Origin of the sequence: Devosia sp., from assembly GCF_041917035.1 — a bacterium.
In the GTDB taxonomy this organism is placed as follows: Bacteria; Pseudomonadota; Alphaproteobacteria; order Rhizobiales; family Devosiaceae; genus Devosia_A.
This window is the reverse complement of record NZ_JAYRYM010000013.1, coordinates 1-18,379: the sequence shown is the minus strand read 5'-3', so window position 1 is coordinate 18,379 and position 18,379 is coordinate 1. Positions and strand designations below refer to the sequence as shown.

Here is an 18,379-nt window from a genome sequence, read left to right as displayed (position 1 = left end):
CCCGGAGTTTCGCCGATGCGAGCGTCGCGCCTCATTCTGCTGCTGGTGGCCCTGTTGGCTGGTGGTTTGGCGGCCTTCCTCGCGACGCGGAGCGACACCCCGGAGCAGGTGGTTGTCGAGGGTCCGACCAAGGTCGTCGAGGAGGCCAAGGAGCAAATTCTGGTCGCCAAGCTGCCCATCGGTGTCGGCCAGCGCCTGACCGAGGAGACGATCGAATGGCAGGACTGGCCGGAACTCGCCGTCCGGCCGGAATACGTGACCAAGACCGCGCTGCCCGACGCGCTCACCGAGATGAACGGTGCCGTCGCCCGCTTCGAGTTCTTCCCCGGCGAGCCGATCATGCAGCAGAAGCTGGTCCGGTCGGATCAAGGCTACCTCTCGGCGGTGCTCGCCAAGGGCATGCGGGCGGTCTCGGTGCAGGTCTCGGCAGCGTCCGCGTCGGGCGGCTACATCATGCCCAATGACCGCGTCGATCTGGTCCTCAGCCGCCCCGGAACCAGCGGCACCGTGTCCGAGACCATCCTGTCGAACATCAAGGTGCTGGCCATCGGGCTGCGCCTGGGCGAGGCCGGGACGACCGGCGAGACGCCGGATCCGGAGGATCCGCGTTCCAGCGTGTTCCAGGACAGTGCCATCGCCACGCTCGAGCTGGACCCAGCCCAGGGTGAACTGGTGATCAACTCGAGCCGCATCGGTACCCTGTCACTGGTGCTGCGGTCCATCGCGGACTATGCCCAGGCCAGCGGCGAGGTGCGCCAGCAGAACAGCGGCGTCAATCGCGCGATCCGCCTGATCCGCTTCGGTCGGGACGTCGACGTGATGTCCAGCCGGCAGGCCGATGCCGCCGTCGACAACGCTTCCTATGATGAGACTGCCAACGAGTCCGCTGACACCGCGGTGGATCAGTGATGCGTGAGGACCCTGTCATGTCGCCCATCCCCTCGATGCCTGTTCGTCGTCTGCTCGGTGACACGCTGAAGTTGACCGCGGTCGCGGCCCTGCTTGGCGTCCTCCTCGGTCTGGCGCCGCTGGCCCTCGGCAACGCCCAGGGGGCCGAGGTGACGCATATCAGCATCTCCGGCAAAGCATTCGGCGGCAGCAAGGATGTCAGCATGGGGATGAACAAGTCGGTGATCGTCGACCTGCCCGCCGATGCCCAGGAGGTGATCGTCTCGCAGCCCGCCGTGGCCAATGCCATCATGCGCACAAAGCGGCGCGCCGTGCTGCAATCGGTCGGCTCGGGCGACACCAACATCTTCTTTCTGGACGGACAGGGTCGCACCATCGTGGTGCTGGACGTGTCGGTGAAGGGCGCTGTGTCCAACGTCGCCGCGGCGCTGCGCGACACCTATGCCAAGGTCCTGCCGACCGCCAGGATCGAGGTGGAGTCGGTCGCCCTGGTCAATGCCGAGGGCAACAATGTCAACCGCATCGTCCTGTCGGGCTACGCCAACACCGAAGACGACGCGCAGAAGGCGGTGGCCATCGCCGGCCAGTTCGCCGGCTCTCCCGAGAATGTCGCCAGCGTCATCACCGTCGGCGGCCCGCAGCAGGTGATGCTCAAGGTCACCGTCGCGGAGGTCAACCGGCAGGTTGCCAAGACACTGGGCATCAACCTCGGGGCCAGCTACTCGGCCGGCAACGTCACCACCGAACTGCTGTCCACCCAGCCGATCGGAGGTGTGTCGAACATCTTCACCTCCAACGGCTTCAAGGCCGGCGTGGATGTGGGCGGGCTCAGCATCGACGCGTACATCCGCGCCCTCGAGCAGCAGCGCGCCGTGCGCACCCTCGCGGAACCGACGCTGACGGCCATGTCGGGGCAACCCGCCGAGTTCGTCGCAGGTGGACAGTTCGCGGTCCCCACCGACATCGATGCGGAGGGTCGCGTGAGCTACAGCTACAAGGATTTCGGCGTCAAACTCGGCTTCACGCCCACCATCAAGTCCACCGGTTCGATCGGGCTGCTGATCGACACGTCGGTCTCGGAACTGAGTGCAGAGGGCAGTATCACCGTTGGCGCGACGACACTGCCCGGTATCAAGAACCGCCAGGCCAAGACCTCGGTGGAACTGGGTGTCGGCCAGACCCTCGCCATCGGCGGCCTGATCCAGGACAGCATCCGCTCGGAGATCGACCGGCTGCCTGGACTGGGGGACCTGCCCATTCTCGGCGCGCTGTTCCGCTCGCGGGACTACATCCACGCCCAGACCGAACTGGTGGTGCTGGTCACCCCTTACTATGCCAAGGCCACCATGCAGCAGCCGGACCTGCCGACCGACCGCCTGCAGTTCGCCAGCGATGCCGAGGCGATCTTCCTCGGCCACCTCGAGAACATGTACGGCGTCGGGCCCGCCGGCACGCGCGGCAGCTACAACGGCTCGGTCGGCTTCCTGCTGGATTGATGGAGTAAGCGTACCATGAGTTTCCTCAACCGCGACACCCCCAAGCCGGCCGAGGAGGCCGCCCTTGAGGTCGCCAACGGCGCCCGGCTGATCCCGCGCATCACCATCCAGGCGTTCTGCGAACACTCCCAGACCGCGCAGCTGGTCGAGGCGACGCTGCACGACCGCCGGATGAGCAAGGTTGCCCTCACCACCCACAATGGCGGGCTCGATGGTGCGGTGGAGACCTACAAGTCGAACCCGACACCGAACCTGATCATCGTCGAGACGTCGCTGCAGCCCGACGAGATCCCGGCGGCCCTCGGACGCCTGGCAGAGGTCTGCGATGCGTCGACGCGGCTGATCCTGCTCGGACACGTGAACGATGTGGTGCTGTATCGCGAACTGATCCGCTCCGGCGTGTCGGAGTACATCGTGTTGCCGGCCAGCGCCCAGTCGATCGTCTCCACGATCACCGAGCTGTTCGCAGCCGAAGGGGCCGCACCGATCGGCCGCACCATCGGCTTTGTCTCGGCCAAGGGCGGGTCCGGTGGTTCGACCGTTGCCCATAATGTCGCCTGGGCGATTTCGCAGCATCTGCGGCAGGATGTGCTCATCCTCGACCTGGACCTGCCGTTCGGTACGGCCGGGCTCAACTTCAACCAGGATCCGCCGCACGGCATCGCCGACGCCATCGGGGCGAGCCAGAAGATGGACCAGACGCTCCTCGACCGGCTCAGTTCCAAGGCCGCGAACCATGTGAGCCTGCTGACGGCGCCCGTGGTGCTCGACCGGACCTTCGACTTCGAGGAGCGGGAGTTCGAGCAGGTGATCGAACTCAGCCAGCGCACCACGCCCGTGGTCGTTCTCGATATTCCGCACCTGTGGAACAACTGGGTGCGGCACACCATCGCCACCATCGACGAGATCATCATCGTCGCCGAGCCCGACCTCGCCAACCTGCGCAACGCCAAGAACCTCTCGGACACGATCAAGAGCCTGCGCCCCACCGAGTCCGAGCCCCTGCTGGTGCTCAACAAGGTCGGGGTGCCGCGCCGACCGGAGATCCCACCGAACGAATTCGCCACCTCCGTCGAGTGCAAGCTGCTGGGACAGATCGCCTTCGACGCGGCCACCTTCGGGACGGCAGCGAACAATGGCCAGATGATCGCCGAGGTTGCGGCGAGCAATCGCGCCAACGAGACCTTCAAGGTCATCGGCATGCACGTGACCGGCCGCAACACGCCGGAAAGGGCCGTCAGCCGATCACCGCTGAAGCTGCCGACCTTCCTCAAGAAGAAGCGCGCCTGAAAGGCTGATTCCCGATGTTCGGCAAGCGCACCAGTTTCGGCGGCAACACACCGGGCGCCAATGCCCCGGCATCGCGCCCGGCGGCCCCGGTGGTCCCCGCGCCGACGCGGACCGAACTGGCCCGCCCCGCCGATGCCGGCAGGCGTCCAGACGAGGGAATCGTCGATGTCCGCAGTCCGGAAGCGATCGCGCGCGACAAGGAATACTTCCAGACCAAGTCGGCGATCTTCAACGCTCTGATCGACTCGATCGACCTGAGCCAGCTTGCAACGATGGATCAGGACGCGGCGCGGGAGGAAATCCGCGACATCGTCGCCGAGATCATCGCGCTCAAGTCGATCGTGATGTCGATCTCGGAGCAGGAGGACCTGCTCGAGGACATCTGCAACGACGTGCTCGGCTATGGCCCGCTGGAACCGCTGCTGGCCCGCGACGACATCGCCGACATCATGGTGAACGGCAGCCAGAAGTGCTACATCGAAGTCGGCGGCCGGGTGAAGCTCACCAATGTGCGCTTTCGCGACGATGCGCACCTGATGAACGTCTGCCAGCGCATCGTCAGCCAGGTGGGACGCCGGGTCGACGAAAGCTCCCCGATCTGCGACGCGCGACTGCCCGACGGCAGCCGCGTCAACGTCATTGCCCCGCCGCTCGCCATTGACGGCGCCGCGCTCACCATCCGAAAGTTCAAGAAGGACAAGCTGACCCTGCAGCAGCTGGTCAAGTACGGCTCGATCTCGCCCGAGGGTGCCGAAGTGCTGCGCATCCTGGGTCGGGTGCGCGCCAATATCCTGATCTCCGGAGGTACGGGCTCGGGCAAGACGACGCTGCTCAACTGCCTCACCGGCTTCATCGAACGCGACGAACGGGTCATCACCTGCGAGGACTCGGCGGAACTGCAACTGCAACAGCCGCACGTCGTGCGCCTCGAAACCCGCCCCCCCAATCTCGAGGGCGAGGGCGAGATCACCATGCGCGACCTGGTCAAGAACTGCCTGCGCATGCGTCCCGAGCGGATCATCGTGGGCGAAGTGCGCGGCCCCGAGGCCTTCGACCTGCTGCAGGCGATGAACACCGGCCACGACGGGTCGATGGGCACGCTGCACGCCAACTCGCCGCGCGAGGCGATGTCGCGCCTCGAATCGATGATCACCATGGGCGGTTATTCGCTGCCCAGCCGAACCATCCGCGAGATGATCGTCTCCTCGATCGACGTCATCGTCCAGGCGGCGCGCCTGCGCGACGGCTCGCGCCGGATCACGCACATCTCCGAGGTGCTGGGCATGGAAGGCGACGTCATCGTGACGCAGGACATCTTCCTCTACGACATCCTCGGGGAAGACCAGAGCGGCAGCCTGATCGGCCGCCACCGATCGACTGGCATCACCAAGCCGCAGTTCACCGAGCGGGCGCGCTACTTCAACGAAGAGGCCAATCTCGTCGAGGCGCTGGAGAAGTCCAACGTCGAGCAGCGCGAGATCCTCGGTGCGTAAGGAGTAGGCGATGAACCCGCTGATCCTGGCCCTGCTGGCCGCCGTCGCAGTGGGAGCTGCCGGCCTGGCATTCATACCCTCGCTGCTCGGCGGGGGCCGGGCCGAGAAGCGCATCAAGGCGCTGCAGGGCGACCTGCAGGCCAATCGTCGCGACGCCAACGCGCAGCGGACGCGCGACGCCCGGCGCAAGGAAATCCAGCAGACACTGCGCACGCAGACCGCCGCTCTCGAAAAGAAGAAGAAGCGCATCCCGCTGCAGGATCAGCTCTACCAGGCGGGCATGAAGCTCAAGCAGGCAGCCTTCATCCGCAACTCGATCATCCTGGGCGTGATCGTCTTCGTGGTCTGCTTCCTGCTGCAGCTCGAACTGCTCTATGCCGCGATCTTCGGGGCCGCGGCGGGATACCTCCTGCCGCGCATGTATCTCGGGCGGCGACGCAAGAAGTACCAGAACGGCTTTCTCGAGGAACTTCCCAACGCCGTCGAGGCCATCGTGCGCGGCGTCAAGTCGGGTCTGCCGCTCAACGACTCGATGCGCCTCGTGGCGCGCGAGGCCAAGGAGCCGATCAAGTCGGACTTCCAGCGCGTGCTCGACCAGCAGTCGCTCGGCAAGTCGATGCAGGAGGCGGTGCTCACCCTGTATGACCGCGTGCCGCTGCCCGAGGTGAACTTCTTCGTGGTGGTGATCACGGTGCAGAGCCAGGCGGGCGGCAACCTCTCCGAGGCGCTGGGCAACCTTGCCCGCGTGCTGCGCAACCGCAAGAAGATGAAGGGCAAGATCAAGGCGATGTCGTCCGAGGCCAAGGCATCGGCCGGCATCATCGGGTCGTTGCCGTTCATCGTCGCCTTCCTCGTCTCGCTGACCACTCCGACCTACCTGCTGCCGCTGGTGCAGACCGATATCGGCCTGATCTGCCTCGGGGCCGCGGCCATCCTGATGTTCATCGGCGGCTTCATCATGAACCGCATGATCCAGTTCGACTTCTAGGACCCCCGGCGATGGACGATCTGATCAGGACCCTGACCGACAGCAAGTTCCTAGTGGCTGTCTTTGCCGCGATCGCGGCGGCCGCGATGGTCTTTTCGCTGGGCGCCACCTTCTTTGCCGGCGGCTCCAAGATGCGGGAACGCATCCGCCGCGTCGCGCTGGAGCGCGAGAAGATGCGCGCCGAGGAAATGGCCCGCCTGCGCGGTGCCAACCAGAGCGAGCAGCCGACCCGCACCATCCGGCAGGTGGCCGGGCGGGACTACATGAAGAACGTCGTGCAGCGCTTCTCGCTCGAGAAGGCGTTTGCCGACGAGGGCACGGCCGAGCAGCTGGCACGAGCCGGCTATCGAGGGCCGTCGGCGATGACGACCTATCTCTTCCTCAGGTTCGTCACCCCGTTTGCCCTGTTCATCCTGTCATTCGCCTATCTCAGCCTCACGGTGTTTGCCGACCGACCGCTTTGGATGAATGCCGTCTATGCGCTGTTCCTCGGACTGGTCGGCGCCTACCTGCCGACCCTGATGCTGAAGAACCAGACGCAGAAGCGACAGTTGTCGATCCGCCGTGCCTGGCCGGATGCGCTCGACCTGATGCTGCTCTGCGTCGAGGCCGGCATGTCCATCGAGCATGCCTTCAAGCGGGTGGCCAAGGAGATCGGCGTGCAATCGGTCGAGCTTGCCGAGGAACTGACCCTCACCACGGCCGAACTGAGCTTCCTCGAGGACCGCACCCGCGCCTACGACAACCTCGGCAAGCGCACCGGGCTCGACAACGTCAAGTCGGTCATGCAGGCGTTGATCCAGGCCGAGCGCTACGGCACCTCGGTCGGAACCTCGCTGCGCGTCATGGCCGAGGAGGGCCGCGAGCAGCGCATGATGGAAGCCGAAAAGAAGGCGGCCGCCCTGCCGCCCAAGCTCACCGTGCCGCTGATCGTGTTCTTCCTGCCGGTGCTGTTCATCGTCATCATCTCGCCGGCGATCATCCGGGTGTTCCAGCAGAACGTGAACTTCGGCTGAGCCCGGTTGCAGACGCGGAAACGAAAGCGGCGCCCCCGGGGCGCCGTTTTCGTTTCGGGGAGGGCGGCGGGGGCTCAGCCGGTGCTCTTGATCAGGTCCCAGCGGTTCTGCTGGGTCAGCAGCGCACGGATATAGCTCATGTTGGACTCGACCTGGTCGGGCGGCAACTCGGCGGCAAACAGCCCCTGGGCCTCGTCGAAGCGCCCCTGGAGCCCGACGATGAGTGCAAGGTTCTGCCGCACCTGCGAGGTGGCTCCGCGCAGCGTCACGGCCAGCCTGAGTTCCTTCTCGGCCGCGTCGAGCTCATTGGTCATCGCGTAGGAGAGGCCGAGATTGGCGTGGATCGAGGCCTGCTGCGGGGCAATCCTGAGAGCGACGGCGTAGGCCTGCCGGGCCTCGGCGTTGCGCCCGACCTGATCGAGGATCGCGCCCTTGACCAGCAACGCATTCCAATCCGGCGCCGTCGGATCGATGGCGCCCCCGACCACATTGATCGCCTGCTCGAAGCGACCGGCCGCAGCCAGCGCCTTGGCATAGGCGACCATCACGCCGGTGTCGCGACGATAGAGGCCGATGCCGGCATCGAACACCGCAACCGCCTGCTCGGCCTGGCCGTTGGCCCTGAGGGCCGCAGCATAGTAGAGCATGGTGGTGCGGTCTTTAGGGTTCTTCTTGTAGGCCTGCTGCAGCTTACCGATGGCGCCTTGCACCTGCTCGGCCGGAGCGCCCGTGAAGTCCGGTGTCGCACCAATACTGCCGGTGGTCGTCGGGCTGGTCGCGCAGGCGCCCAGCAGCAGGGCGGCGGTGCCGGCGAGCAGCGCGAGGCGCACGGGGCGCAGGACAGGATGGAGACGACTGGACGACACGACACTTCCTCCGGGGACGCAACTGGCAATACCCGAGCCCGAAGGAAGCAATAAATGATTAACCCTAACAGCGGGTTAAGGCGCGAGTTCGATGCCATTGCCGCTCACCTCGCGAGGGCGTACACGAGAGGACCAGATCTCCTGCAACGGACCCCAGCGTCATGGCCGACAGCACGCCGATTCCCCTGATTTGTGTCGGCGAGGGCGGCACGGCGTCCGCACTCGACCCCCGACAGCAGCGCTGGGCCGCGGCAAACGGTTTTGCGGGACAACGCGGCCGCCTGCTGGCGCTGCCGGACGAGGCGGGCAATGTCGCGGCCTACCTGTTCGGGCTCGGGCCCGAGGCGGATCGCCCCCCGCTGGTGCTCGGCCTCGCCGGCGCTGCGGTCGAGGCGGGAGTCTATCGGCTGGCGGGCAACCCCGGCGATCCGACCCTTGCCGCCCTCGGGTTCCGTCTCGGCGCCTATCGGTTCGACCGCTACCGCCGGGCCAAGGCGGAGGTGACCCTCGTCGACCCCGAGGGAACCGATGCCGATGAAGTCGCGCGGCTGGTCGAGGCGGCGTTTCTCGCCCGTGATCTGATCAACACCCCGGCCAACGACCTGGGCCCGGCTGCCCTCGAGGCCGAGATCCGCAAGCTCGCGGCGCGGCACGGCATCGAGGCCCGCAGCATCGTCGGCGACGAACTGCTCGCGCAGAACTTCCCGATGATCCATGCCGTGGGTCGCGCCGCCGCCGAGGCGCCGCGACTGCTGGAACTCGTCTGGGGTCGCGAGTCCGACCCAGCCGTGACGCTGGTCGGGAAAGGGGTGACCTTCGACACCGGCGGCCTCGACATCAAGCCCTCCTCCTCGATGGCGCTGATGAAGAAGGACATGGGCGGCGCGGCCAATGTGCTCGGGCTGACGCATGCCATCGTCGATGCCCGCTTGCCGGTCCGGCTGCGCGTCCTGATCCCGATCGTCGAGAACGCCATTTCCGCTCCCGCCTTCAGGCCCGGCGACGTGCTGCGGGCCCGCAACGGCATGACGGTCGAGATCGGCAACACCGACGCCGAGGGCCGGCTGATTCTCGCCGATGCGCTGGCGCTAGCCGACGAAGCGGCGCCCGAACTGGTGATCGACATGGCAACGCTCACGGGTGCGGCGCGCGTGGCGCTCGGACCCGACCTGCCGCCACTCTACTCTACCGACGACAACGTGGCCGAGGGACTGCTGCGAGCGGGACGGGAGAGCGACGATCCGCTGTGGCGCCTGCCCCTGCACGCACCATACGAGTCGATGCTGGGCTCCAAGATCGCCGACATCAACAATGCCGGCTCCGGCGGGTTCGCCGGCTCGATCACGGCTGCCCTGTTCATGAAGCGGTTCGTGTCGCGGAGCAAGGCCTGGGCGCATCTCGATATCTACGGCTGGGCTCCGGAACCGCGGCCCGGCCGCCCACTCGGCGGCACGGACCAAGGCATCCGTGCCGTCTATTTCTATCTCAAGCAGCGATATAGTTGACATCGTCAACTATATCTGTGTCTATGTCACGCATCATGACGGACACCGGCATCGACGAGATCCGCGCCTTCAACCGGTTCTACACCCGGCTGATCGGTGTACTCGACGAGCATATCGCCCAGAGTCCGTTCAGCCTTGCCGAAGCGCGGGTCCTGTACGAGATCGGCTCGCGCGGTCACACCACCGCCGCAGAATTGTCCCGGTTGCTCGACCTCGATCGCGCCTATCTCAGTCGCCTGCTGCAGGGCCTGCTGGCACGCGAACTCCTGGTGCTGTCCCCCATTCCATCCGACCGACGGCAGAATTCTATCGCACTTTCGAGCACCGGGGATAAGGCGGTGGAGCGGCTGCAGCACGCCTCCGAGGAATCCGTCGTGGCCCTGATCGAGCCGCTCGACGCCGACGCACGGCTCGCCCTCCGCGACGCCATGGGGACCATCAGGAGGCTGCTCGGAGACGACCTCCCGGCGCCGACCGTCGTGCTGCGTCCGCACCGCATCGGCGAACTTGGCTGGCTGATCCACCGGCAAGCGGTGCTCTACAATCGCGAACTGGGGTGGAATGGCGAGTTCGAGGCGCTGATCGCCCGCATCTACCATGAGTTCGAACAGGCGGAAGCGGACCCGCCGAAGGCACTGTGGGTCGCTGATCGCGGCGGACGGGTGGTTGGATCGGTGTTCGTCACAGCCTACGCCAAGCGACCCGGCGTGGCGCAATTGCGCATGCTCTACGTCGAACCCGAGGCCCGCGGGCTCGGCATAGGCGGCCAGTTGGTCGACCAGGCCATCGATTTCGCCCGGCGCAGCGGCTATGCCGGCATGCGGCTGTGGACGCAATCCACACTGACCGCGGCGCGACGCCTCTACGCGGCGGCCGGTTTCCACCTCGTCGAGAGCGGGCCGCACCACAGTTTCGGGCAGGACCTGGTGGGCGAGTACTGGGAGATCGCGCTTCAGTAGCCGCGCTGCTGATCGATCACATTGGGCAAGGGCAGACCGGCCTCGAAATCGCGGATGACCTTCGAAAAGTAAGCAACCCCGGTGCGCTCGCTCGAGGCGGCGGCGATATGGGGGGTGATGAAGACATTGTCCATGTCCCACAGCGGGCTCGTCTGAGGCAGGGGTTCGACCTCGAATACATCAAGGGATGCCGCCTTGAGCGTGCCGTCTCCGAGGGCTCGGACGATGTCGGCTTCCTTCTGATGTCCGCCCCGCCCGGCATTGACGATGACCGGTCCCCAGCCGTCGACGCCGCCTCGTCTGAGCCGGCTGAAGGTCTCGTAGTTGAGAATGCCCTGCGTCTCGGCAGTGAGCGGCAGTAGATTGACGAGAACATCGGTTCCCGAGAGGAAGTCGGCGAATGTGGCCGGACCGACGAAGACCTCGACGCCGTCGATGGCCTTGTCGCTGCGGCTCCAGCCGCGCAGGCGGTAGCCGAGCGCCTTGAGGCGCGCGATGGCATCGAGCCCGAGCTTGCCGAGCCCCATGATGCCGACCGTGGTATCCCAGGCCGGGGCGGGGTAGAGCTGCGACCAGCGACGCGCCGCCTGGTCGCGCTTGAAGCGCGTGGCGAGTCGCTGGTGCATGCTGACATTGGCGACGATGTAGTCGCTCATGCGTTGCGTCAGGTCCTCGTCCATGAAGCGCACGATCGGGATGCCGGCGGGGCGGCTCGGGTTGCGCAGCAGGGCGTCCACGCCCGCGCCAAGCGACAGGATGGCCTTGAGCCGGTTCAGACCGGCAAAGGCATCGGGCAGCGGCTTCCAGATGAAGATGTAGTCGATCTCATCCGGCTCGTACTCATCGGCGCGGGTGACGACCCGCATGCCGGGGAGTGCGGCGGCGAAGCCATCGGCCCAGCGCCGTTCGTTGAAGTCGGCCAGGTGCAGCAGCAAGGTCATTGTCGTCCCCCCAAACGAACGAGCCGCGCCATTGGCGCGGCCCGCAACAAGGCTTCAGCGGCAGTTCATTGCGCGGCGGGCGCAGCCTCGGCCGGAGCCGGTTCGACCGCCGGAGCCGCCTCCGCGGGGGCAGAATCGGCCGGTACGCCTTCAGCCGGCGCCGCTTCGGCAGGGGCGGCGTCCGTAGCGGCCGGCGCGGCCTCCGTCGCGGCGGGCTCCTCGGCCGCGGCCTCGACTGCCGGGAACGGCACCGGACTGGCCGAGAGCGTCTGCAGGTAGGCCAGAACATTGGCCCGCTCGACCGGATCCTTGATCCCCGCAAAGCTCATTTTGGTGCCCGGCGCATAGGCCTTGGGGGCGGTCAGGAAAGCATTGAGATTCTCGTAGCTCCACACATCGCCGGCGGCATTGTGTTCAAGCAGCGCCTCGGAATAGGCAAAGCCCTCGTGGCTGCCCTCCGGCCGTCCCACCACGCCCCACAGCAGCGGGCCGGACTTGTTGCCCTCGCCCTCGCCGAAATTGTGACAGCTGGCGCACTTCTTGACCGCCGACTGGCCTTGTGCCGCATCGGCGCTGGCCAGCAGAACCGGCAGCGGCGTCACTTCCTCGACCGGAGCTTCCGCCTCGCCGCCATGACCGGCCTCTTCCACGCCGGGCAGGGCGTAGCCCGGGCCGCGCCCCTCGATGGGATGGTAAATGGCCTCGGCCAGAAAGCCCACGCCCATCACAAAGAGCACGGTGCCCAGGATGGCGCCAAAGATCTTGTTCAGTTCAAACGAATCCATCGGGAGTCCTTCAGCCTTCTCCGCCGGTATAGTGTGAACGGCGGAATAGGCAAGCACGGCCCTCCAGCCCCCGTCCCGACGCGGCCGGAAGATAGTCCGTCGTGGCAAGGCCTGCAACGGGGTATCGGGTCCCTGCGACAATAACGGAAAGCCATCCGTCCCGCTTCGATTGACTCGGACGGATGCGGACGCCATTAGTGCCGCGCGTCGAGCCCCGGGAGGATGCCAAGATGAGACGGAAGATCGCGTTCCAGGGCGAACCGGGCGCCTTCAGCCATGCCGCCGCGCATGCCCTGTTTCCGGCCGACGAGGCCCTGCCCTGCCTGACCTTCGAGGACACCATTGCGGCAGTGCAGACCGGCAAGGCCGAGTACGGGGTGGTGCCGGTCGAGAACTCGCTGTACGGGCGGATCACCGATATCTACCACCTGTTGCCGGAAAGCGGCCTGCACATCACCGGCGAGCACTTCCTCCGGGTGGAAATGAACCTGCTCGCCGTCCCCGGCGCGACGATGGCGGACATCACCTCGGTGCAATCCCTCTCGGTGGCGCTGGGCCAGTGCCGCAAGTTCATCAGCCAGCACAAGCTCAAGACCATCAACGGGGTGGACACGGCCGGATCGGCTCGCGAGGTGGCCGAGAAGGGCGACAAATCGGTTGCCGCTATCGCCTCACGGCTGGCCGCCGAGGTCTACGGATTGACCATCCTTGCCAGCAATATCGAGGATGCCGCCCACAACACGACCCGGTTCCTGTCGATCGCGCGGCACCCCGAGGAGCCGCCGCAGGGCGGACGGGTGAAGACGACGTTCGTGTTCCGGGTCCGCAACGTGCCGGCGGCGTTGTACAAGGCGATGGGCGGCTTCGCCACCAATGGGGTGAACATGACCAAGCTCGAGAGCTACATGCTCGACGGTTCGTTCACCGCGACGCAATTTTATGCCGATATCGAGGGCCACCCTTCCGACCGGGCAGTGCAGCTCGCCTTCGAGGAGCTGAAGTTCTTCACCGACCACTTCCGCATCCTCGGCGTCTATCCGGCGGGGACGGTCGGGGTCTGAGCCGTTCAGCGGGCCTCGTCGTCCTCGGACCCCCATGCCGGCCCCTCCGCCGCGACGCCCGAGTCGGCCTCGGCCGTGTCGTCGGGCATGTCGACGTCGAGGAATGGTCGTTCGAATGGCGGAAGGCGGAGCGGTATGCCTGCCTCGAGGGCGCCGCGGCGCTGCATGCTGCGGGCGGCCATCAATTCGAACGGAACGGGGGCGGATCGCATCTCTTCGGCCTCCTGGCCAGTGGATGCCGCGACTGTGCGCCCGCCGGTGTTAACAAGGTCTGACGAAGCGGTTCAGGCCGGCCGCCGCAGCGATGCCACGCGAACGACGAGGTCGGGCCCGCTAGCGGGTACCGTACATGCGGTCGCCGGCATCGCCGAGGCCGGGGACGATATAGCCCTTCTCGTTGAGATGGCTGTCGATGGCGGCGGTGAAGATCGGCACGTCCGGGTGGTGCGCCGAGAAGTTCTCGATGCCCTCGGGCGCCGCGAGCAGGCAGAGGAAGCGCAGGTTGTTGGCGCCGCGCTGTTTCAGCTTGTCGACCGCCGCGATCGAGGAGTTGGCGGTGGCGAGCATCGGGTCGACGACGATGATCAGGCGGTTCTCCAGTTCGGACGGCGCCTTGAAGTAGTACTCGACCGGCTGCAGCGTCTCGTGATCGCGATAGATGCCGATATGGGCGACCCGGGCCGCCGGCACGAGGTCGAGCATGCCGTCGAGCAGGCCGTTGCCGGCCCGCAGAATCGAGGCAAAGACCAGCTTCTTGCCCTTGATGGTCGGCGCCTCGATATGCGCCATCGGGGTCTCTATCGGGACCATCTCGAGGGCGAGATCGCGCGTCACCTCGTAGCACAGCAGGTGCGCGATCTCGCGCAGCAGGCGACGGAAACTCGCAATCGACGTGTCCTTGTCCCGCATGATGGTCAGCTTGTGCTGGATCAGCGGGTGATCGACGACCGTGACGCCACGCATGTGGGAACCTCGGGCTAGAGGAAGGACTTGCCGTGTGGTCCGGGCGCGAGGCCAAGCCAGCGGGCGATGCTTTCTCCTATATCGGCAAAGGTCGTGCGGATGCCAATGCTCCCCGGCGTCACGCTTGGGGAAAAGCACAGAATCGGCGTCTGCTCGCGCGTATGGTCGGAGCCCGTCCAGCTGGGATCGTTGCCGTGATCGGCGGTGAGGACAAGCAGGTCGTCCTGACGCAGGGCGGCAATGAGTTCGGGCAGCCGCCGGTCGAAGGCCTCGAGCGCCTGCGCGTAGCCGGCAATGTCTCGCCGGTGGCCATATTCCTGGTCGAAGTCGACGAAGTTGACCATGATGAAGGCGCCGTCGGCGGCCATCTCGACAGCCTCGAGGGTGCGATCGAACAGCGCCATGTTGCCGGTGGCCTTCAGCTTGTGGGTGACGCCGTGGCCGGCATAGATGTCGGAGATCTTGCCGATGGCGAAGACCTGGTGGCCGGCGGCCTGATTGCGGTCGAGTAGCGTCGGGGCCGGCGGCGGGATGGCGAAGTCGCGGCGATTGCCGGTGCGCTTGAAATCGCTCGCGGATTCGCCGACGAACGGGCGGGCGATGACCCGGCCGATCATCAGCGGCGCGGTGAGCGCGAAGGCGACCTGGCAAACCTCGTAGAGCCGCTCGAGGCCGAAATGGGTCTCGTGCGCGGCGATCTGGAACACCGAATCGATCGAGGTGTAGCAGATCGGCTTGCCGGTGCGGATCGACTCCTCGCCCAGCTCGGCGATGATCCGGGTGCCGGAGGCGTGCTTGTCGCCCAGGATGCCCGGAAGCTTCGCCTTTTCAATGAGTTGGGCAATGAGATCGGGCGGGAAGGTCGGTTCGGTATGGGGGAAGTAGCCCCAGGCGAAGGGCACCGGCACGCCGGCAATCTCCCAATGGCCGGAGGGGGTGTCCTTGCCCTTGCTGACTTCACGGCCGACGCCCCAGCGCCCGCCTCTGGGCCGGTTGGTGAGGCCGCGCGGGACGTGGCCAGTCGACAGCTCGGCAGCGGCCCCGAGCCCGATGGCGTCCAGATTCGGCAGTGAAATCGGATAGTTGGCAGCGATGTGGCCGAGCGTGTCGGCGCCGGCGTCGCCGTAGTCGGCGGCATCGGGGGCGCCACCGATGCCGAAACTGTCGAGGATGCAGAGGATGGCGCGAGGCATCACAGGTCTCCGGGCGGGCTGGATCGCTGCCCGGATGGTCCGTCTCCCGACGGGGGCGGAGAGAGGCGGTCGGCGATCAGCGGGTGCTGCGGCGCCGCGCCCGGGCCGATGGTATAGGCAGCGCGCAGGCGACGCTCGCCTTCGTCTGCCGCATTCTGGTCACGAGCATGAACGCGACCGAGCGGCATTCCCGGGGACAACCTCGTGCCCAGTCCAGCCAGCCGATCATAGCCGACGGCGTGGTCGATGGTGTCGGTGGGCAGGGTGCGCCCTCCGCCGAGGGCCACGACGCCCATGCCGACGGCGCGGGTATCGATGGCGACGACAAGGCCGTCGGTTTCGACGAGGACGTCACGAATGAGCGGAGCCGCGCGGAGGTGCCGGTCCATCGCCGCGACGAAATCGGACGGACCTCCCAGCAGGGCCACCATGCGCGAGAAATGTTCGACGGCGAGACCCCCGCCCAGGGCACGCTCGACGGCCTGGCGGGCATCTCCGGCATAGCCGGAGAGTTCGAGCGCGGCGGCGGCGAGCGCCAGCGTCACCTCGCGCAGGCGGGTGTCCTGGCGGGCGCCGGTCAGGAACTCGACGGCATTGCGGACTTCGAGCGCGTTGCCGGCGGCGCTGGCCAGCGGCTCGTTCATGTCGGTGATCAGCGCCCCGGTGCTCAGGCCGGCGCCATTGGCGACGGACACGAGACTATCGGCCAGCGCCCGGGAGCGCTCCAGCGTCGGCATGAAGGCACCCGAGCCGGTCTTGACGTCGAGGATCAGCGCATGCAGCCCGGCGGCAAGCTTCTTGGACAGGATCGAGGCGGTGATCAGCGGGATCGATTCAACGGTGCCGGTGACGTCGCGGATGGCGTAGAGCAGCTTGTCGGCCGGGGCGAGGTCGGCGGTCTGGCCGATGATGGCGCAGCCCGCCTCGCGCACCACGCGGCGGAACAGCGCGTTGTCCGGCTGGGTGACGTAGCCGGGGATGGAGTCGAACTTGTCGAGCGTGCCCCCGGTATGGCCGAGGCCGCGGCCGGAGATCATCGGCACGTAGACGCCGCAGGCGGCGAGGATCGGCGCCAGCATCAGCGAGACATTGTCGCCCACGCCACCGGTCGAGTGCTTGTCGACGACGGGGGCGTCGAGATCGGACCAGTCGAGCACCGTGCCGGAGTCGCGCATCGCCTCGGTGAGCGCCACCCGCTCGGGCGTCGTCATGTCGCGGAAGTACACCGCCATGGCGAAGGCGGCGGCCTGGGCATGGGACACCGTGCCGCCGGTGAGGCCGGCGATGAACGCGGCAATCTCCGCGGGGGCGAGGGCAAGACCATCCCGCTTCCGGATGATCACTTCCTGAGGAAGAAAGGTCATGGCGCCCCTCCGCCGGACCGGCACCTGTCCAGAGCGGACTGCATCGCGTCTGCTTCAAGCGCCATAGGGCACCCAGACATTCTTGACCTGGGTGGCGCGGCGCAGGAAGTAGTCGCCCTCGAACTTCTGCCTGTCGGCGAGGTCGTAGTAGAGGCCGCGGCTGGTCCAGGTCTGCTTGAGGTTGCCGGTCGAGGCCTTTTCGACCATGGCGCTCGTCTCGGCGTCGCCGGCGCACCAGATGGCGTCGATGCCGTCGTGTTCGGCGAGGGTTTTCGCCAGCGTGGCGGTGGAACCGGTGACGATGTTGACGACGCCGGAGGGGACGTCGGAGGTCTCGAGGACCTGGTAGAAGTCGGTCACCGACAGCGGCGAGCGTTCGGACGGGACCAGCACGACCGTGTTGCCCATGGCGAGGGCCGGGGCGATGAGCGCGATCGAGCCGAGGAGCGGGCGCGACGGGGGCGCGAGGATGGCCATGGCGCCGATGGCTTCGACCATGGCGGTGGCCACCATGCGCTGCGGCGGGTTGTGCACGGCGCCGTCGTATTTGTCGGCCCAGCCGGCGAAGGCAAAGAGGCGTTCGACGCTGGCCTCGACTTCGGCGGTGCCGTCCTCGCCGGTCTGGGCGGCGATGCGGGCGGCGAACTCGGCGGCGCGGTATTCGAGGTTCTCGGCGAGGAAGTAGAGGATCTGGGCGCGGTTGTGGGCGGAGGTGGTGGCCCAGCCCAGCGCGGCGCGGGCGGCTTCGACGGCGTTGCGGATGTCCTTGCGGTTGCCGTCGCCGACTTCGCCGACGAGGGTGCCGGTGGGGGAGTGGACGGGGCGGGAATAGCCGCTGTCAGGCCGGGCCTGCTTGCCGCCGATGTACATCTTGGCCGTCTGGTCGATGCCGCCGGCGTCGTCGAGGGGGTTCTGGGCCCCGGCCTTCGCCGGGGTGACCCGGTGGGTGGGGGCGGGCCCGAGGTCCTTCTCCCATTTCGGCTTCAAGTATGAAGCCATGCCTTCCTTGCCGCCCTCGCGACCGAAGCCGCTCTCCTTGTAGCCGCCGAAGCCGACGGCGGCGTCGAAATTGTTGGTGGAGTTGATCCAGACGACGCCGGCCTTGAGCCTGGGTGCGATGTCGAGCGCGAGGTTGACGTTCTCGGTCCAGATGGTGGCGGCGAGGCCGTAGCGGGTGTTGTTGGCGAGAGCCACCGCTTCCTCGGGAGTGCGGAAGCTCATGGCGACGAGGACGGGCCCGAAGATCTCTTCCGCGACCAGCGTATTGGCCGGGGAGACATGGGTGACCAGCGCGGGCTTGAGGAAGCAGCCCTGCGCCGGCAACTGTCCGTCCGGCTCGTAGACATTGGCGCCCTCCTCGACACCCTTCTTCATCAGGTCGCGGATACGCTGGACCTGAACCGGAGCGACCAACGCGCCGATATCGACGGCCTTGTCGAGCGGATCGCCGACCCGCAGGGTGGCCATGCGCTTCTTCAGCTTGTCGAGGAAGCGCGCTTCGATGCTCTCCTGCACAAGGAGCCGCGAGCCGGCGCAGCAGACCTGGCCCT

General features: G+C 66.8%; 17 protein-coding genes. 9 read left to right on the top strand and 8 right to left on the bottom strand.

Going from position 1 to position 18,379, the window contains the following annotated elements:
* The first annotated feature begins 15 nt into the window (after nt 1-15).
* Genes cpaB through ACE3TU_RS02960 form a run of 6 tightly spaced genes read left to right on the top strand, consistent with a single transcriptional unit; the run spans nt 16 to nt 7,192 of the window.
* On the top strand, nt 16-909 hold the full coding sequence (gene cpaB, locus ACE3TU_RS02985) for a Flp pilus assembly protein CpaB (RefSeq protein ID WP_374620041.1): 894 nt from the start codon (nt 16-18) through the stop codon (nt 907-909).
* A 17-nt stretch (nt 910-926) separates the two neighbouring features.
* A complete protein-coding gene (locus tag ACE3TU_RS02980) occupies nt 927-2,405 on the top strand; it encodes a type II and III secretion system protein family protein (protein WP_374620038.1) in 1,479 nt (492 codons plus the stop codon).
* A 15-nt stretch (nt 2,406-2,420) separates the two neighbouring features.
* A complete protein-coding gene (locus tag ACE3TU_RS02975) occupies nt 2,421-3,695 on the top strand; it encodes a CpaE family protein (RefSeq protein WP_374620035.1) in 1,275 nt (424 codons plus the stop codon).
* Nucleotides 3,696-3,709: 14 nt separating this feature from the next.
* On the top strand, nt 3,710-5,188 hold the full coding sequence (locus ACE3TU_RS02970; protein ID WP_374620032.1) for a CpaF family protein: 1,479 nt from the start codon (nt 3,710-3,712) through the stop codon (nt 5,186-5,188).
* A gap of 10 nt (nt 5,189-5,198) precedes the next feature.
* Complete coding sequence (locus ACE3TU_RS02965) at nt 5,199-6,176, top strand: type II secretion system F family protein (protein WP_374620030.1); 978 nt, start codon at nt 5,199-5,201, stop codon at nt 6,174-6,176.
* Nucleotides 6,177-6,187: 11 nt separating this feature from the next.
* Nucleotides 6,188-7,192 carry a type II secretion system F family protein gene (locus ACE3TU_RS02960; RefSeq protein ID WP_374620027.1) on the top strand — a complete coding sequence of 335 codons (1,005 nt, stop codon included), beginning with the start codon at nt 6,188-6,190 and terminating at the stop codon, nt 7,190-7,192.
* 74 nt (nt 7,193-7,266) lie between these two features.
* On the opposite strand, the gene ACE3TU_RS02955 is transcribed toward ACE3TU_RS02960, so the two are convergent.
* A complete protein-coding gene (locus ACE3TU_RS02955) occupies nt 7,267-8,058 on the bottom strand; it encodes a tetratricopeptide repeat protein (RefSeq protein ID WP_374620024.1) in 792 nt (263 codons plus the stop codon).
* Nucleotides 8,059-8,219: 161 nt separating this feature from the next.
* On the opposite strand from ACE3TU_RS02955, the gene ACE3TU_RS02950 reads away from it, so the two are divergent.
* Complete coding sequence (locus ACE3TU_RS02950; RefSeq protein WP_374620021.1) at nt 8,220-9,563, top strand: M17 family metallopeptidase; 1,344 nt, start codon at nt 8,220-8,222, stop codon at nt 9,561-9,563.
* A 35-nt stretch (nt 9,564-9,598) separates the two neighbouring features.
* Complete coding sequence (locus ACE3TU_RS02945; protein WP_374620019.1) at nt 9,599-10,522, top strand: GNAT family N-acetyltransferase; 924 nt, start codon at nt 9,599-9,601, stop codon at nt 10,520-10,522.
* Here the strand turns inward: ACE3TU_RS02945 and ACE3TU_RS02940 are convergent.
* Nucleotides 10,516-11,463 carry a 2-hydroxyacid dehydrogenase gene (locus ACE3TU_RS02940; RefSeq protein ID WP_374620016.1) on the bottom strand — a complete coding sequence of 316 codons (948 nt, stop codon included), beginning with the start codon at nt 11,461-11,463 and terminating at the stop codon, nt 10,516-10,518. The genes ACE3TU_RS02945 and ACE3TU_RS02940 overlap by 7 nt on opposite strands.
* 65 nt (nt 11,464-11,528) lie before the next feature.
* Nucleotides 11,529-12,248 carry a cytochrome c family protein gene (locus tag ACE3TU_RS02935; RefSeq protein WP_374620013.1) on the bottom strand — a complete coding sequence of 240 codons (720 nt, stop codon included), beginning with the start codon at nt 12,246-12,248 and terminating at the stop codon, nt 11,529-11,531.
* 230 nt (nt 12,249-12,478) lie between these two features.
* On the opposite strand from ACE3TU_RS02935, the gene ACE3TU_RS02930 reads away from it, so the two are divergent.
* Nucleotides 12,479-13,309 carry a prephenate dehydratase gene (locus ACE3TU_RS02930; RefSeq protein ID WP_374620010.1) on the top strand — a complete coding sequence of 277 codons (831 nt, stop codon included), beginning with the start codon at nt 12,479-12,481 and terminating at the stop codon, nt 13,307-13,309.
* A 5-nt stretch (nt 13,310-13,314) separates the two neighbouring features.
* Here the strand turns inward: ACE3TU_RS02930 and ACE3TU_RS02925 are convergent, their stop codons facing one another.
* The 5 genes from ACE3TU_RS02925 to ACE3TU_RS02905 all read right to left on the bottom strand — a co-directional run.
* Nucleotides 13,315-13,521: a hypothetical protein gene (locus ACE3TU_RS02925; protein ID WP_374620007.1), complete on the bottom strand. Its 207-nt coding sequence runs from the start codon at nt 13,519-13,521 to the stop codon at nt 13,315-13,317.
* A gap of 121 nt (nt 13,522-13,642) precedes the next feature.
* A complete protein-coding gene (gene upp, locus ACE3TU_RS02920; RefSeq protein ID WP_374620004.1) occupies nt 13,643-14,272 on the bottom strand; it encodes a uracil phosphoribosyltransferase in 630 nt (209 codons plus the stop codon).
* 14 nt (nt 14,273-14,286) lie between these two features.
* Nucleotides 14,287-15,465 (bottom strand): phosphopentomutase, encoded by a 1,179-nt coding sequence (locus tag ACE3TU_RS02915; RefSeq protein WP_374620001.1) that lies wholly within the window; start codon nt 15,463-15,465, stop codon nt 14,287-14,289.
* Nucleotides 15,465-16,829 (bottom strand): thymidine phosphorylase, encoded by a 1,365-nt coding sequence (gene deoA, locus ACE3TU_RS02910; protein WP_374619998.1) that lies wholly within the window; start codon nt 16,827-16,829, stop codon nt 15,465-15,467. Before deoA ends, ACE3TU_RS02915 begins: the two co-directional genes overlap by 1 nt.
* Nucleotides 16,830-16,883: 54 nt before the next feature.
* Nucleotides 16,884-18,379, bottom strand: a 1,496-nt coding sequence (locus tag ACE3TU_RS02905) for an aldehyde dehydrogenase family protein (RefSeq protein ID WP_374619995.1), incomplete at its 5' end; no start/stop codon positions are given.